Origin of the sequence: Pseudomonas sp. LAP_36, from assembly GCF_019456785.1 — a bacterium.
GTDB lineage: Bacteria > Pseudomonadota > Gammaproteobacteria > Pseudomonadales > Pseudomonadaceae > Aquipseudomonas > Aquipseudomonas tritici.
Map to the genome: position 1 here is coordinate 274,398 of NZ_JAHZMS010000001.1, position 16,039 is coordinate 290,436.

General features: G+C 58.4%; 12 protein-coding genes. 6 read left to right on the top strand and 6 right to left on the bottom strand.

The window, feature by feature from the left end:
• Position 1: 1 nt before the first annotated feature.
• The 6 genes from JBO08_RS01380 to JBO08_RS01405 all read left to right on the top strand — a co-directional run bounded on the left by JBO08_RS01380 (position 2) and on the right by JBO08_RS01405 (position 6,276).
• Positions 2-871, top strand: a complete 870-nt coding sequence (locus JBO08_RS01380; protein ID WP_065875046.1) for a cell division protein FtsQ/DivIB — start codon at positions 2-4, stop codon at positions 869-871.
• 15 nt (positions 872-886) lie between these two features.
• The gene (gene ftsA, locus JBO08_RS01385; protein ID WP_025855584.1) at positions 887-2,149 is read left to right on the top strand and encodes a cell division protein FtsA; all 1,263 of its coding nucleotides are present in this window, start codon (positions 887-889) and stop codon (positions 2,147-2,149) included.
• Positions 2,150-2,223: 74 nt separating this feature from the next.
• Positions 2,224-3,429, top strand: a complete 1,206-nt coding sequence (gene ftsZ, locus JBO08_RS01390; RefSeq protein ID WP_065875044.1) for a cell division protein FtsZ — start codon at positions 2,224-2,226, stop codon at positions 3,427-3,429.
• Between the two features lie 112 nt (positions 3,430-3,541).
• Complete coding sequence (gene lpxC, locus JBO08_RS01395; protein ID WP_003171886.1) at positions 3,542-4,453, top strand: UDP-3-O-acyl-N-acetylglucosamine deacetylase; 912 nt, start codon at positions 3,542-3,544, stop codon at positions 4,451-4,453.
• 352 nt (positions 4,454-4,805) lie between these two features.
• The gene (locus JBO08_RS01400) at positions 4,806-5,279 is read left to right on the top strand and encodes a CesT family type III secretion system chaperone (RefSeq protein ID WP_065875043.1); all 474 of its coding nucleotides are present in this window, start codon (positions 4,806-4,808) and stop codon (positions 5,277-5,279) included.
• 37 nt (positions 5,280-5,316) lie between these two features.
• Entirely contained in the window at positions 5,317-6,276 is a 960-nt protein-coding gene (locus JBO08_RS01405; protein ID WP_220074585.1) for a hypothetical protein, read from the top strand.
• Between the two features lie 82 nt (positions 6,277-6,358).
• Here JBO08_RS01405 and JBO08_RS01410 read toward each other — a convergent pair whose 3' ends face one another.
• From JBO08_RS01410 to JBO08_RS01435, 6 genes are all read right to left on the bottom strand, one after another.
• A complete protein-coding gene (locus JBO08_RS01410; RefSeq protein ID WP_220074584.1) occupies positions 6,359-7,852 on the bottom strand; it encodes a sensor domain-containing diguanylate cyclase in 1,494 nt (497 codons plus the stop codon).
• An 84-nt stretch (positions 7,853-7,936) separates the two neighbouring features.
• Complete coding sequence (locus JBO08_RS01415; protein WP_220074583.1) at positions 7,937-9,259, bottom strand: OprD family porin; 1,323 nt, start codon at positions 9,257-9,259, stop codon at positions 7,937-7,939.
• A 312-nt stretch (positions 9,260-9,571) separates the two neighbouring features.
• Complete coding sequence (locus JBO08_RS01420; RefSeq protein ID WP_065879593.1) at positions 9,572-10,936, bottom strand: heavy metal sensor histidine kinase; 1,365 nt, start codon at positions 10,934-10,936, stop codon at positions 9,572-9,574.
• Positions 10,926-11,603 carry a heavy metal response regulator transcription factor gene (locus tag JBO08_RS01425; RefSeq protein ID WP_065879592.1) on the bottom strand — a complete coding sequence of 226 codons (678 nt, stop codon included), beginning with the start codon at positions 11,601-11,603 and terminating at the stop codon, positions 10,926-10,928. The genes JBO08_RS01420 and JBO08_RS01425 overlap by 11 nt, the downstream gene beginning before the upstream one ends.
• A gap of 31 nt (positions 11,604-11,634) precedes the next feature.
• On the bottom strand, positions 11,635-14,733 hold the full coding sequence (locus tag JBO08_RS01430; RefSeq protein WP_065910579.1) for a multidrug efflux RND transporter permease subunit: 3,099 nt from the start codon (positions 14,731-14,733) through the stop codon (positions 11,635-11,637).
• Positions 14,730-15,896 carry an efflux RND transporter periplasmic adaptor subunit gene (locus JBO08_RS01435; protein WP_065875037.1) on the bottom strand — a complete coding sequence of 389 codons (1,167 nt, stop codon included), beginning with the start codon at positions 15,894-15,896 and terminating at the stop codon, positions 14,730-14,732. Before JBO08_RS01435 ends, JBO08_RS01430 begins: the two co-directional genes overlap by 4 nt.
• Positions 15,897-16,039: the final 143 nt, after the last annotated feature.

Genomic DNA, 16,039 nt, shown 5'->3' on the forward strand with positions numbered 1-16,039 from the left:
CATGAAAGGCGCATCGCTTCGTCATCAGCCCCCACAAGCACCGAGCCGCAAGCCGGTGCCTCGGGGTGCCAGCCGAATGGTGGCTAAAGAGCCGATGTCTTCGCGCCTGCCGAAAGCCAATTTTGGTTTCCTCAAGGCGCTGTTCTGGCCGGTGCTGCTAGTGGTGTTGGGTTTTGGCACTTACGAGGGCGCACAGCGTCTACTGCCGTACGCCGACCGGCCGATCACCAAGATCAGTGTGCAGGGCGACTTGAGCTACATCAGCCAGCAGGCGGTGCAGCAGCGTATCAGCCCGTTCCTGGCGTCGAGTTTCTTCACCATCGACCTGGCCGGTATGCGCGCGGAGCTGGAACAGATGCCGTGGATCGCCCACGCCGAAGTCCGCCGTGTATGGCCGGACCAGGTCACGATCCGACTGGAAGAACAACTGCCCGTGGCCCGTTGGGGCGATGAAGCGCTGTTGAACAACCAGGGCCAGGCGTTCACCCCGCGTGAGCTGGCCAACTACGAGCACCTGCCGCAGTTGTTCGGGCCGCAGCGGGCGCAGCAGCAAGTGATGCAGCAGTACCAGGCCTTGAGCCAGATGCTGCGGCCACTGGGCTTCTCCATTGCACGCCTGGAACTGCGTGAACGGGGCAGCTGGTTTTTGACGACCGGGGCTGGCAGTTCCGGCCCGGGCATCCAGTTGTTGCTGGGACGCGACCGCTTGGTGGAAAAGATGCGCCGTTTCATTGCCATCTATGACAAGACCTTGAAAGAACAGATTACGAACATTGCGAGCGTCGACCTGCGTTACGCCAACGGCCTTGCCGTCGGCTGGCGTGAACCGGCTGCGCCCACGGCAGCGCAACCCGCTGTCGCGAAGAATTAAGAAGAGGCAGGACCCATGGCAAACGTGCAAAGCGGCAAAATGATCGTCGGTCTCGATATCGGCACCTCCAAAGTGGTGGCGCTGGTGGGCGAGGTCGGGGAAGACGGCACGATCGAAATCGTCGGTATTGGCACGCATCCGTCCCGTGGCCTGAAGAAGGGCGTGGTGGTGAACATCGAGTCCACCGTGCAATCGATCCAGCGCGCTATCGAAGAAGCGCAGCTGATGGCCGGTTGCCGGATCCACTCGGCGTTTGTCGGCGTGGCGGGCAACCATATCCGCAGCCTGAACTCCCACGGCATCGTGGCTATCCGCGACCGCGAAGTCAGCTCGGCTGACCTTGAGCGTGTACTCGACGCTGCCCAGGCCGTGGCGATCCCGGCTGACCAGCGCGTACTGCACACGCTGCCGCAAGACTACGTGATCGATAACCAGGAAGGCGTTCGCGAGCCTCTGGGCATGTCGGGCGTGCGCCTGGAAGCCAAGGTCCACGTGGTGACCTGCGCGGTCAACGCTGCACAGAACATTGAGAAATGCGTGCGCCGCTGCGGCCTGGAAATCGACGACATCATTCTCGAGCAACTGGCCTCGGCCTACTCGGTACTGACCGACGACGAAAAAGAACTCGGCGTATGCCTGGTCGACATTGGTGGCGGCACCACCGACATCGCGATCTTCACCGAGGGTGCGATCCGTCACACCGCCGTGATCCCGATTGCTGGCGACCAAGTGACCAACGACATCGCCATGGCGTTGCGTACACCGACCCAGTACGCCGAAGAAATCAAGATCCGCTATGCCTGCGCCCTGGCCAAGCTGGCCGGTGCCGGCGAGACGATCAAAGTGCCAAGCGTGGGCGATCGTCCACCGCGCGAATTGTCGCGTCAGGCCCTGGCCGAAGTGGTCGAGCCGCGCTACGACGAACTGTTCACCCTGATCCAGGCTGAACTGCGCCGCAGCGGCTACGAAGATTTGATCCCGGCCGGCATCGTGCTGACCGGTGGTACCTCGAAGATGGAAGGCGCGGTCGAGCTGGCCGAGGAAATCTTCCACATGCCCGTCCGCCTGGGCGTGCCCCATGGCGTCAAAGGCCTGGGCGACGTGGTACGCAACCCGATTTATTCCACCGGTGTGGGCTTGCTGTTGTACGGGCTGCAAAAGCAGACCGACGGCATTTCCTTGTCGGGCCCGAGCAACCGTGACAGCTACCGCAGTGACGACGAGGCGAAAGCGCCGTTGTTCGAGCGTTTGCAGGCATGGGTCAAAGGCAACTTTTAAAGATTTACCGCGACACCGCAGCACAGCAATAAGCAGTAGGCGAAAAAACTAGAGAAAATGAAAGGAGAGGGAACATGTTCGAACTCGTAGACAACATCCCCGCTAGCCCGGTCATCAAAGTGATCGGTGTCGGCGGTGGCGGCGGTAACGCTGTCAACCATATGGTCAAGAGCAACATTGAAGGCGTTGAATTCATCTGCGCCAACACTGATGCCCAGGCGCTGAAAAGCATCGGCGCGCGGACCATCCTGCAATTGGGCACAGCCGTGACCAAGGGCCTTGGCGCTGGCGCCAATCCGGAAGTCGGCCGTCAAGCCGCGCTGGAAGACCGCGAGCGTATTGCTGAAGTGCTGCAAGGCACCAACATGGTGTTCATCACCACCGGCATGGGCGGCGGTACCGGTACCGGTGCTGCGCCGATCATTGCCGAAGTGGCCAAGGAAATGGGCATTCTGACGGTGGCTGTCGTCACTCGTCCGTTCCCATTCGAAGGTCGCAAGCGCATGCAGATCGCGGACGAAGGCATCCGTCTGCTGTCTGAAAGCGTCGACTCGTTGATCACCATTCCCAACGAGAAGCTGCTGACTATCCTGGGCAAGGACGCAAGCCTGCTGTCCGCGTTCGCCAAGGCTGACGATGTACTGGCCGGTGCCGTTCGCGGTATCTCCGACATCATCAAGCGCCCAGGCATGATCAACGTCGACTTTGCCGACGTACGTACTGTCATGAGCGAAATGGGCATGGCGATGATGGGCACTGGCTGCGCCAGCGGTCCGAACCGTGCACGTGAAGCCACTGAAGCGGCCATCCGCAACCCGTTGCTGGAAGACGTGAACCTGCAAGGCGCACGCGGCATCCTGGTGAACATCACCGCCGGTCCTGATCTGTCCCTGGGTGAGTACTCCGACGTGGGTAGCATCATCGAAGCCTTCGCTTCCGAGCACGCGATGGTCAAAGTCGGTACCGTTATCGATCCAGACATGCGTGATGAACTGCACGTGACTGTGGTTGCGACCGGCCTTGGCGCTAAAATCGAGAAGCCTGTCAAGGTCATCGACAATACCGTTCATACCAGCCACAACAGCCACGCCAGCCAAGCGGCTGCTGCTCCAGCGCCTTCGCGCCAGGAACTGCCGTCGGTGAACTACCGTGATCTGGACCGTCCGACCGTGATGCGCAACCAGGCTCAGGCCGGTGCTGCGGCGTCCCGTAGCCCGAATCCGCAAGATGATCTGGACTACCTGGACATCCCGGCTTTCCTGCGTCGTCAGGCCGATTGATGGAATGTATCAGGGCTATGAAGGTGATTGGTGTTCAGCAAAGGTCTGGTCTGCTATTATCGCCAGCCTTTGTTGATACCAGTTCGCAATTTGCGCTCAAGCGGTCCAAGCCATGATTAAACAACGCACCCTGAAGAATATTATCCGTGCCACAGGTGTAGGTCTGCACTCCGGGGAGAAGGTATACCTGACCCTCAAACCTGCACCTGTCGACACCGGCATCGTGTTTGTTCGTGCCGACCTGGACCCTGTGGTGCAGATTCCTGCTCGCGCGGAAAACGTTGGCGAAACCACGATGTCGACCACATTGGTCAACGGTGACGTCAAAGTGGACACGGTGGAGCACTTGCTCTCGGCCATGGCTGGCCTGGGCATCGATAACGCCTACGTCGAGCTCTCCGCGTCCGAAGTCCCGATCATGGATGGCAGCGCTGGACCCTTCGTATTCTTGATTCAATCTGCCGGCCTGGAAGAACAGGACGCAGCCAAGAAGTTCATTCGCATTCTGCGGGAAGTGACAGTAGAGGACGGCGACAAGCGCGCCACCTTCGTCCCGTTCGAAGGCTTTAAAGTGAGCTTTGAGATCGATTTCGATCACCCGGTATTCCGTGACCGCACCCAAAGTGCAAGCGTGGATTTTTCCAGCACTTCGTTCGTAAAAGAAGTCAGCCGCGCCCGTACCTTTGGTTTCATGAGTGACATCGAGTACCTGCGCAAGCACAACCTCGCACTCGGCGGCAGCGTTGAAAACGCCATTGTGGTCGACGCGGATGGTGTACTGAACGAAGACGGCCTTCGTTACGAAGACGAATTTGTTAAGCACAAGATCCTCGATGCAATCGGTGACCTCTACCTGCTGGGCAATAGCCTGATAGGCGAGTTCAAAGGCTTCAAGTCGGGCCATGCCCTTAACAACCAGCTGCTGCGCAAGTTGATTGAGCAGACAGATGCTTGGGAAGTCGTGACCTTCGAAGATGCCAGCACCGCACCGATCTCTTACATGCGTCCCGTTGCGGCGGTGTAAGTAACAACTCTCTTTTCTTTAGTTTTGAAAGGCTGCCTTCGGGTGGCCTTTTTTTTGCTTTTAATTTCAATTAATCAGTGTTTTTTTGCACGATGGAATGGTGTGTTGAAGTTTTATTCGTGGTCAAACGGGGTTTTCAGTTCCTGCAGCCAAGTAGTGAATTTTCTCGTAATGGTTAGGCTGTTTTCTTTACCCAAGGCGACTGAGTAATGTAGCGCTGTGTTTCGATCTACCGCATGGATGCTCTGAGTTGTGGTTTCACGAATTTCGGAGTGCTTGTTATGTTGGAAATTGTTGAGTGGGGTAAAGGGTTCGATGTGTACTTCATTGGCCATGCCGGGAGTGTTCGAACATGAGCAGGGAGGATGATATTTTACAGGCGTTTGCAATGAAACTCGGATTGCCCGGGTTGAAGTTTGATGCGTCTCGTGTTTGTCAGTTGAACGTGGAGGGTCTCAAGTTAGCACTTTATGATAATAGAACCAGAAAAAGTGTGACGATCCTCTGTGACCTTGCGGACAGCTCAATGAGTCGTGGGGAGGTCGAGGACTGGCAAAAGTTCCTGTTTGAATCGCAATTTCAATTCTTGCATAAGGACACGCCTGTCGTCGGGTTCAACTCGGCGTCGGGAGCAATGGTCGCGATGAATCATATCGCTGATGACGAGCTGTCTCTTTCACGGCTCTGCGCGGAATTGAACGAGCTGATTGAATGGGTGCTGGAATGGTTCCACCAGTTTTCAATGAGATCACGGGCAGCGTTTATCGGTCTGACATCTCCCACTTATCAACCTGCCAACAGCCTGCGTAGAGGTCACCATGCCTAGTATAAGTCCAACCCATATTCCCAGTACCGGAACACTTTTGCGCGAAGCACAGGCTCCAGGCATTTTGGAAAGCAACGGTGTAAAGCGCCTTGTAACAGTCGGTGATGCCAAAGGCCACTTTGGTGGGGGGCTGCCTGGCTCGCTGGGCAATGGCTCTGCGCTTTACAAAGATGTTGCGGCTCGACAGATTGTGAAGGCGTTTCGGGGGTTCATCAGTGGAAAGTCGCATGAGCGGATGATTCATAACGGATCAATATGGAAGGGGGCACCGGCCGGTACAGAGAGAAATCACGTTGATGAACTGTCGAGAAACAACCTTCACGGGCTTCGTAAAGAACTGGGGAGGCTGTCCGAGCAGGAAAGTAGCTTTTTAGACAATTTTTTTACTGTCCCCCTGTATGCAACCCATAGTACGGCCGCACCCGTAAAGCGAGAGGATGGCAGCGTTGCACTGTTCTCGCGTCAAAAATTGATCGATAGACATATTATTTTTAATACTCAAAATTCGCCTCAAGAAGATATAAAACTTTTAGGAAATGATGACTTTGTATTCTTTGCTTTGGAGGTAGGCAAGGAGCCGAAGAAACCAAGTAGTCGTTTTGGTGGCACGACATATCGCTTCGATTTTGACACGCCTGCCTTCAAGGATGCCGCGTGGTTAAGTTTGGTTGAAATGCGTTTTGCGCAGACACCTAATTTGGATAGGCATGTAGACGGCCTGGACAGCACTGAATATGGCAAGCTCTCAAAACAGAAACTTCAACCCTTTGAAACTGTTTTTTCCAGGGGTGACATGAAGGCGGGTATTGGGCTATCGATTATCCGGGATTTGCGTAAACTTTCACCGACGTCAAATTACAATTTGCTTGAAAGTAGGGGGGAAGTGGAAATCAATAAGCTTGTTAATGGCCTCTATCGTCCTGAGATAAAAGTCGCTAAACATTTCTTTTCGGACAACTATATGGAGGCAGCCGTTAGAAAGGATGACAAGGCATAAGGCCAGCGGTTAGTAGCAGCGGGGCGTGGCGTTGATGATGCGATATATCTTGGCATCAACTGATGCCTGGCAGGCGCAGGCATTACAAAGTGCTGGCATCCACAACCCGATTCCGCCCCGTATGCTTGGCCTCATACAACGCCCGATCCGCGCTCAGCAGCAGCGCTTCCAGCGACATGTGACTGCGCTTGTCCCATGTGCTCACGCCGATACTCACGGTAATCGGCCGCTCATCCCCTGCCACCCGTGGCAAATGCTCGATGCTGCTGCGGATGTGCTCGGCAATCACCTTGGCACCCTTGGCATCGGTATGCGGCAGCACCACCGCAAACTCTTCTCCACCATAGCGCGCGGCCAGGTCGGCGGGGCGACGGATGTTGCTACCGATCACTTGGGCCACGGTGCGCAACGCTTCGTCCCCACCGTGATGACCGTGGCGGTCGTTGAAGGCTTTGAAGTGGTCTACGTCGATCATCACCACCGTCAGTGGCTCGGCCGAGCGCTGGGCGCGCTCCCATTCCAGGCGCAGGCGTTCGTCGAGGATGCGGCGGTTGGCCAGGCCGGTCAGGGCATCGGTGGCTGCCAGTTCTGACAGTACACGTTCAGCGCGATAACGGCGCCGCAGTTCCCGGCGCAGCATCCAAGTCAGCCATAGCAGGCCAACACACAGGATACCGGTGGCCCCACTGGTGAGCAGCGCGGCGCGATTCCATGGCGCGAGCACGTCTTCGCTGGACAGCGCCACCACCACGATCAGCGGCAATGTCCCGACATTGGTAAAGGTATACAGGCGCTCCTTGCCGGTGATGGCCGAGATGGCCTGAAAACTTCCTCTGCCCTCATTGAGTATGCGTTTGAAGTTGGGACGGTCGCTCAGGTCCTTGTCAATCATGTCGCGCTCCAGCAGTGGCTGCTGGGCTAACAGAATGCCGCGGTTGTTGAGCAGGTTGACCGAGCTGCCGTTGCCGATCGTCAGGCGGCTGAACAGCTGGTCGAAGTAAGCCAGGCGCATGGTCGCTACCGCTACGCCGGCAAACTCGCCATTGGGGCCTGATACGCGACGGCTGAATGCAATGCGCCACACTTGGTCGCAGTTACAGTGGATGCGGAATGGACGACTGATGAACAACCCCGTTTGCACAGCGTTTTTGTGTGCCAGGAAATAGTCACGGTTGGCGAAATTACGCGGTGTCGGCGTGAGTGTCGATGAGTCTGCGATCACTGAACCATTGGCGTTCAGCAGCAGGACCTCGCCTTTGAAAGGCGCGGCGATGGATTGATCAAACTGCACCAGGTGCTGGATGTCCGCCGATGCCTGGGACAAGTCTTGACGCTGCCTGGCAGTGATCAACCCCTGCAAGGCAAAGTCATAGAGTTCGACATTACGCAACACGTCGGCGTTGATCAGTTGTGTGATGTTGCTCGTCGAGCGTTGAGCGGCCTGCAAGGTGCTGGCGTGTTCACGAATCAACAGCGCCGCGACAATGACCACAATCAAGGTCACGGTGAAACCGCTGCCCAGAATCAGTAACAGCTCCGGGCGCGCAGGCGGGGTACGAGTACGGCGTTGGCTCATCGCGCAGACTTCAGCAGGGAAGATACTGGCAGTTTAGTTCTACCCGATGAAAATTAAATCATCGCCGCGAAAGAAATCAGGGTGTCAGAACACGTTGATCGGATAGTCGACGATCACCCGGTATTCATCCACATCCCGATCCACCGCCGAGTAACCGTTGCTGCCCCGGTTGACGGCCCATTGCAGGCGCAATGCCAAGTCCTTGGCCTTGCCGTCCTGTACCACGTATTTCACATCGATATCCCGTTCCCAGTGCTTGGCGTCCTTACCGTCAGCGCTGTACCAGGCGCTGTAGCCACGGCTTTGCGGATCGACCTTGGTCAGGTCGGTCTTGCCGCTGATATAGGACACGGCCGTGCTCAGGCCGGGCAGGCCCAGGCCGCCGAAGTCATAGGCGTACTTGAGCTTCCACGAGCGTTCATTGGGGCCGTTGAAATCAGAGTATTGCTGGGAGTTGTCCAGGTACACACTGTCGCCCTGGGCAATGTAGTCGAACGGCGTGTTGCCATTGACTCGCTGGTAGGCGGCGGTGACGCTGTGATGACCCGCGTTCACGGTGAAATGCAGGCTGTAGGTATTGTTATCGATATCTCCCAGCAGCGACTGCCCGGTGTCCTGGGTGTGATAGTAGTGCAGACCGGGGTTGAGACTGATCATCTCGTTCACCACATAGGTGTAGTCCAGGTCGTAGTAGTACTGGTTCCACACGTCCTTGAGTTCGGAGGCGTAGAGGTTGCTGGTCAGCCCATCGATGCCGCTGAACGACATGCCTGCCCAGTTCATGTGCTGGCTGTCCGCGTTATTTGGCAGAGCGCCGTAGCTGGTGCCGATGCGCCGGTGGCCGCTCTGGTTGTAAAGTTTGGTGAAGCTGGCCTGGCCCCCTTCGAACATCCAGCCGTCCAGGCTGTGGTTGGCCAGGCTCACGCCACGGAAGGTCTGAGGCAGCATGCGGGTCATGCCGCCGGCGATCACCGGGTTATTCAGAAACAGGTCGCCGGCTTTCAGCTCGGTATCGAACGCACGCATTTTCAAGGTGCCACCGGCTGTGGAAAACGATCCGGGCGCCTTGCCGTTGCCACTGCCGTACGGAAGGATGCTGGAGCCATCAGTGCCGCCACCGCCGTCGAGCTTGAGGCCAAGCATGGCGTGAGCGTCCAGGCCGAAGCCGACAGTGCCCTGGGTGTAGCCGGATTCAAAAGTGCCAATGAAACCCTGGCCCCATTCTTTGCTGTCATCAGTGTGGATGTCGCGACGGTCGCGGTTCATGTAGTAATTGCGGGCGTTTAGCTTGAGGCTGGAACCTTCGACAAAGCCATCGGCAGGGGGAGCGTCTGCCGCATGGGTAAGGGGGGCAATCGTTGTTGCAATCGCGAGGAATAACGGGGTGAACGTCAGCGAGTTCTTCACCGGTGGTGCTCCTTTGGTCAATCTGGAACGGCCAATGTCGTGGGGGTGTGCCTGGCCTTTTTTACGGCAAAAAAAAGCCGCTGAAGTCAGCGGCTTTAAGACAGATTCCCAGTGTAGAGCCCTGGAAATAAGTCGAGGGAAATTCGGGTAAGCGGAAGCTGCCTTTGCCGTCGCGCTCATCGATGCGTCAAATTAACGCAGGCGAGCGGTACGATACAGAGTGTAACAAGATAAGGACTGTTGCCCAAACCGCAACAGTCGGACTGCCTGATCTTTCTGGTGTACATCGAACACACTGTGGGAGCGAGTTGGCTACACGGGAAGGGTGATGCCGAAGGTATTGCCGCCGTGCTCGCTGCGCACAAACACATCGCCGCCGTGCATCAGCGCAATCGCCTTGACGATGGCCAGGCCCAGTCCATGATTCGCGCCGCTGTTGCTGCGTGACGCATCCACCCGATAAAAGCGTTCGAACAGGCGCGGCAGATGTTCGCTGGCAATTTCATCGCCGGGGTTAGTTACGCCGATTGCCACCTGATGTTCGTGCACCTCGATGTTCACAACGATGATCTGCCCAGGCGCGGTGTGTTGCACAGCGTTGCTCAGCAAGTTGATCAGCGCACGGCGCAGGTGGGCTTTTTCGATCTGCACCGTGGCATCGCCACTTACCTGTACTTCGACCTGAGCGTCTTCGAGAATGAAGTCCAAGTAATCGAGGGTGGTTGCCACTTCATCGGCCAGGGAGCTTTCGATCAGCTTGGTGGCCTTGCTGCCCTGGTCGGCGCTGGCGAGGAAGAGCATGTCATTGATGATCGAGCGCAGGCGCTCCAGCTCTTCAAGGTTGGATTGCAGTACCTCGAAATAATGCTCGGCCGAACGCCCGCGGGTCAGCGCCACCTGGGTCTGGCCGATAAGGTTGGTCAGTGGCGAACGCAGCTCGTGGGCTACATCGGCGTTGAACGACTCCAGGCGCGAATAGGCCTGCTCGACGCGGTCGAGAGTGGCGTTGAACGAGTTGACGAACTGGCTCAGCTCCGGCGGCAGTGGCGACAACTGCAGGCGCCCGGAGAGCTTAGGCGGGGCAAGTTTCTGTGCTTCATCCGACAGTTTGCCCAGCGGTTTGAGGCCGATGCGCGCTACCCAGAAGCCCAGCAGCGCGGCGAGCATGACACCCACAAAGGCCAGGCTCACCAGTGCCACCAGCAACTGGTGCTGGGTCGCGTGGAAGTTTTCTGTGTCGATGGCAATCATGAAGCGCAGCGGCGGGCGCTGGTCCTTGGCCGGGAACTGGCTCACCAGTGCCTTGAACGGGTGTTGATGGCCCGGTAGATGCAAATCGCGTTTGCCGGTGTGCCCATTGGCAAAAGCGCGGATCTGGGCATCGGGGTTGCCATACTCATAGGAGGGGACGTCGCTGACCACCCAGAAGCGGATACGCTTGTCTTCTTCACTGAGCAACTTGAGCTTGGCGGTAATCTTTGCCCAGTGATCGGGCGTCCCGAAGCGGCCCACCGACGACTCCAACACGCTGTAGCGTGCATCCAGTTCAGCCTCAGGCAACAAGCCCAGCCCCCGATCCACCTGCTGGTACAGCGCACCGCCGATCAGCAGGAAGATCACCAGCGCTACCAGGGTGAACATGCCGCTCAGGCGCAGGGCAATGGAGTTAGCTGACACTGCGACTCTCCAGCACATACCCCATGCCACGGATGGTGTGCAGCAGCTTGGTATCGAACGGCCCATCGAGTTTGGCCCGCAGGCGCTTGATCGCCACTTCCACGACGTTGGCGTCGCTGTCGAAATTGATGTCCCAGACCATTTCTGCAATCGCTGTCTTGGACAGGATCTCGCCCTGGCGCCGCGCCAATACGCTGAGCAGCGAGAACTCCTTGGCGGTCAGGTCCAGGCGCACGCCGTTACGGCTGGCCTTGCGGCTGATCAGGTCGATCCACAGGTCGGCAACGGTTACCTGCACCGGCTCATGACCACCGCTGCGGCGGGTCAAGGCTTGCAAACGTGCCACCAGCTCCAGGAAAGAGAACGGCTTGCCCAGGTAATCGTCAGCGCCTTCGCGCAGACCACGAATGCGATCTTCCACGCGTTCGCGGGCGGTGAGCATGATCACCGGCGTTTGTTTGCGCGCACGCAGCGCACGCAATACACCAAAGCCATCGAGGCCGGGCAGCATCACGTCGAGCACAATCACCGCGTAGTCACTCTCCAACGCCAGGTGCAAACCCTCGACGCCTTCGCGGGCCACATCGACGGTGTAGCCCTGTTCTGTCAGGCCGCGGTGCAGGTAGTCCGCGGTTTTTTCTTCGTCTTCAATAATCAGGACGCGCATGAGCCTTTTGCTCTAGGGCGGGGCCCCAGCCTCAATGTGTGGTCGCCAACGCAGGTGTTGGTTTGGGCCTGTGGAAAAACTTCTCAAGGTACAAGTATATGACCGGCGTGGTGAACAGCGTCAGCGCCTGGCTGACCAGCAGCCCGCCGACCACCGAGATGCCCAGCGGCTGGCGCAGCTCCGCACCGGCGCCATAGCCGAGCATCAGCGGCAGGGCGCCGAGCAGTGCGGCCAAGGACGTCATGATGATCGGCCGGAACCGTGTGATGCAGGCTTCGAAGATCGCATCCTGCGGTGACAGCCCACGCGTGCGCTGGGCGTCCAGGGCGAAATCGATCAGCAGGATACCGTTCTTCTTGACGATGCCGATCAACAGCACCAGGCCGATCAGCGCCATGATCGAGAAGTCCTGGCCCAACAGCCACAGCATGACCAGCGCACCCAGGCCTGCCGAGGGCAACGTCGAGATGATCGTCAGCGGGTGCACGAAGCTCTCATACAGCACGCCGAGAATGATATAGACCGCCACCAATGCCGCAAGGATCAGCCACGGCTGGCTGGCCAGCGAACTCTGGAACGCCTGCGCCGCACCCTGGAAATTGCCGATGATCGAAGCCGGCATGCCGATCTCGTTTTTCGCCTGGTTGAGCAGAATCACCGCATCACCCAACGCAATACCGGGCGCCAGGTTGAACGACAGATTGGCGGCCGGGAACATGCCATCGTGGCTGATGGACAGTGGGCCAACTGTGGGCGCTTCGACGCGGGCCAATGCCGACAGCGGCACCATTTCATTGGTCAGCGGCGAACGCAGGTAGAAGTAATTCAGGCTTTCGGCCTTGCCGCGCTGTTGGGTGTCCAGTTCCAGTACCACTTGGTATTGGTTGATTTCGGTCTGGAACTCATTGACCTGGCGCTGGCCGAAGGCGTCATACAGCGCTTGATCGACGTCGGTGGCGGTGAGTCCGAACCGTGCGGCAGCGCGGCGATCGATGGTGATGTGGGTGATGCTGCCGCCCAGTTGCAGGTCATTGGAGATGTCGCGGAACGCCGGAATGGAACGCAGTTTTTCGGTCAGGCGTTGGGTCCAGGTGTTCAGCGTCGCGCCGTCGTTACTCTTGAGCACGTACTGATATTGACTACGACTTGGGCCGGAGCTGAGGTTGATGTCCTGGCCCGCGCGCAGGTACAACACGATGCCCGGCACCTTGGCCAGCTTGGGTCGGATGCGGTCGATGAATTGGCTGGCGGACACATCCCGATCACCTCGGGGTACGAGGGAAATCCAGAAGCGCCCGTTGGCGATGGTCTGGTTGCTACCGGTTACACCGACGGAGTGGGAGAACGCTCGCACAGCCGGATCATCCTTCATGATTTGCGCCAGCGCCTTGTGCTTGGCGACCATGTCCGGGTAAGACACGTCCGCCGCCGCCTCGCTGGTGCCGAGAATAAAACCGGTGTCCTGCACCGGAAAGAAACCCTTGGGGATAAACACATAGCCGACCACGGCCAGCGCCAGGGTCAGCATGAAGATGCCAGCCATGGTGCGCTGGTGGGCCAGGGCGCGACGCAAGCTTCTTTCGTAGGCTGCCAGCAGTCTTTCACCAAAGCCGGGTTTGTCATGCGCGCGGTGGTTTGGTGCATTCATGAACAATGCGGCCAGGGTCGGCGCCAGCGTCAGGGACACCACGACGGAAATCAGGATGGTCGACGTGGCGGTCAAGGCAAACTCCTTGAACAGCCTGCCGACTACGCCGCCCATGAACAGCAGCGGAATAAAGGCTGCCACCAGGGACACGCTGATAGACACCACGGTAAAGCCAATCTCACTGGACCCCTTGATCGCCGCCTCGCGCTTGTCCATGCCGGTCTCAAGATGGCGATGGATGTTCTCCACCACCACAATCGCATCGTCCACCACAAAGCCTACGGCCACCACGATGGCTACCAGGGTCAGGTTGTTCAGGCTGAAGCCCAGCACGTACATCAGGGCAAAACTCGCGATCAACGATACGCCCAGCACGCTGGAGACAATGATGGTCGCCGACCATTGGCGCAGGAAAATCGCCATCACCCCGACCACCAGCAATACGGCGATCAACAAGGTCATTTCCACTTCGTGCAGCGAGGCACGGATGGTGGTGGTACGGTCCATCAGCACGCTGACCTGCACCGATGCCGGCAGCATGGCTTCCAGTCGTGGTAATTCGGCCTGGATGCGCTCCACGGTCTCGACGATGTTGGCGCCAGGCTGGCGGGTAATTACCAGGTTAACGCCAGGCGTGTCGACGGCCCACGCCTGAACGTAGGCGTTTTCCGATCCGCTGACGACTTTGGCGACGTCGCGCAGTTGAACAGGGGCGCCATCCTTGTAGGAGACGATCAAGTCGCCGTATTCACCCGGGTGAAATAGCTGATCATTGGTTGCCAGGGTCGAGACGCTGTTCTTGCCGTACAGCGCCCCTTTGGCCAGGTTGAGGCTGGATTGCTGGATCGCCAGGCGGATGTCGGCCAAGGTCAGGCCGATGGCGGCGAGCTTATCGGGAGAAGCCTGCACGCGAATCGCCGGGCGCTGCTGGCCGGTGATGTTGATCTGGCCTACGCCGTCGATCTGGCTGATCTGGCGCGCCAACAAGGTTTCGACCAAATCACTCAGTTCAGTGCCGGGCATGTCGTGGGAGCTGACACTGACGATCAGAACCGGACTGTCCGCCGGGTTTACCTTACGCCAGGTCGGCAGACTCGGCATATCGCTCGGCAGTTTGCCGGCAGCGGTATTGATAGCTGCCTGCACTTCCTGCGCAGCGGTATCGATGCTTTTATCGAGGGTGAATTGCAGGGTCAGCAGAGTGGAGCCCAAGGCACTGCTGGAGGTCATCTGAGTCATGCCAGGAATTGCGCTGAATTGCACTTCCAGTGGGGTCGCAATCGACGATGCCATGGTGTCCGGGCTCGCGCCTGGTAACTGTGCGGTCACCTGAATGGTGGGAAACTCAGCCTCTGGCAGTGGGGCGATGGGTAATTTTGGAAAGGCAATCAGCCCGAGCAGCACCAGGGCGAATGTGAGCAGCAGGGTGGCGACCGGGCGGTCGATGCACCAGGCGGAAATCGAGCCCCGGGATGTCGTCATGGCTGCACCATGACGTCAGCGGTCTGGATCACTTGGGGTGGCTCTTTGAGGACCTCTATCTTGGCGCCCGCCTTGAGCCGCGACTGACCATCGCTGACCAGCACATCGCCCGCCTGGATGCCCTTGAGAATGTTGCGTTCACTGTCCTGATACACCACTTGCACCGGCACGATTTCTACCTTGTCACCGTTGACGCGGTACACGAAGTGCGAGTCCAGGCCGCGCTGCACCACGCTTGGCGGAACCGCCAGGGCGTTGCGGTCGAGGGCGGTCTGGATCTTGATCGTCACCAGTTGGCCCGGCCAGAGTTTCTGCATGCTGTTGCTGAATTCGGCCTTGGCGCGGAGGGTGCCGGTGGTACTGCTGATCTGGTTGTCGATCAGGCTCAGGCGGCCCTGGCCGAGCAGGTCGGCGTTTTCGCCTTCGGTATCGGCACCCAGGTAGGCGTCTACGCGGGCGGGATAAGCCGCTGCGATCAGGCCCTGCAATGTCGGTAACATCTGCTGGGGCAGGGAGAATTCGATGGCAATCGGGTCGATCTGGGTGACCGAGAACAGCCCTTGGGCATCGCTCATGCGCAGGAAGTTGCCTTCATCCACACTACGGATACCGACGCGGCCGGTGACGGGCGAGCGAATCTGCGTGTAAGACAGTTGCACCTGGGCCGCGTCGATGGCGGCCTGATTACCCTGTAACGTGGCTTTCAGCTGGTTGACCAGCGCCTGTTGCTGGTCGTAGGTCTGCTTGGAGATGCCATCATCAATGCTCAGTTCCTTGTAGCGCTTGAGGTTGACCTGCGCCACGTGCAGTTGCGCCTGGCTTTCGCCCAGTTGCGCCTTGGCCTGGTCGAGGCTGGCACGGATCGAGCGGTCATCGATGCTCGCCAGCAGGTCACCGGCCTTGACCAGTTGCCCCTCCTTGACCAGCAATCGAGTGAGGATGCCGTCGATTTGCGGGCGAATAACCACGCTGTGCAACGACAGCACCGAGCCGATTCCGGTCACGTAGCGCGGCAAGTCCTGCTCCACCACCTTCACGACCCTTACTGGCACGGCGGTGGAGGCAACCAGTTTGGGCTTGGCAGGTCGGGTCAGCGCCCAGGCCGCGACAGCCAGAATTGCGAGGACTCCCACGGTCAATACAGTTTTTCTTTTAATGTGCATGCTGTAAGGCGCCAAGGCAGGGGTTGAGGTAGGGGTGAGTATTTATAGCCTGCTGACCCAGTCAGTAAAGTGACCGCTATCTGACAGCCGCGTCAGTTAACTCCTGACCATTCGTACGACGCTGGTCAAAGATCTGAGTCGCG

Excerpts from the sequence above, each read along its gene's own strand:
- JBO08_RS01400 (WP_065875043.1), top strand. The coding sequence starts at position 4,806 with ATGAGCAGGGAGGATGATATTTTACAGGCGTTTGCAATGAAACTCGGA.
- JBO08_RS01410 (WP_220074584.1), bottom strand. The coding sequence starts at position 7,852 with ATGAGCCAACGCCGTACTCGTACCCCGCCTGCGCGCCCGGAGCTGTTA.
- ftsZ (WP_065875044.1), top strand. The coding sequence starts at position 2,224 with ATGTTCGAACTCGTAGACAACATCCCCGCTAGCCCGGTCATCAAAGTG.
- lpxC (WP_003171886.1), top strand. The coding sequence starts at position 3,542 with ATGATTAAACAACGCACCCTGAAGAATATTATCCGTGCCACAGGTGTA.
- JBO08_RS01430 (WP_065910579.1), bottom strand. The coding sequence starts at position 14,733 with ATGACGACATCCCGGGGCTCGATTTCCGCCTGGTGCATCGACCGCCCG.
- JBO08_RS01435 (WP_065875037.1), bottom strand. The coding sequence starts at position 15,896 with ATGCACATTAAAAGAAAAACTGTATTGACCGTGGGAGTCCTCGCAATT.
- JBO08_RS01425 (WP_065879592.1), bottom strand. The coding sequence starts at position 11,603 with ATGCGCGTCCTGATTATTGAAGACGAAGAAAAAACCGCGGACTACCTG.
- JBO08_RS01380 (WP_065875046.1), top strand. The coding sequence starts at position 2 with ATGAAAGGCGCATCGCTTCGTCATCAGCCCCCACAAGCACCGAGCCGC.
- ftsA (WP_025855584.1), top strand. The coding sequence starts at position 887 with ATGGCAAACGTGCAAAGCGGCAAAATGATCGTCGGTCTCGATATCGGC.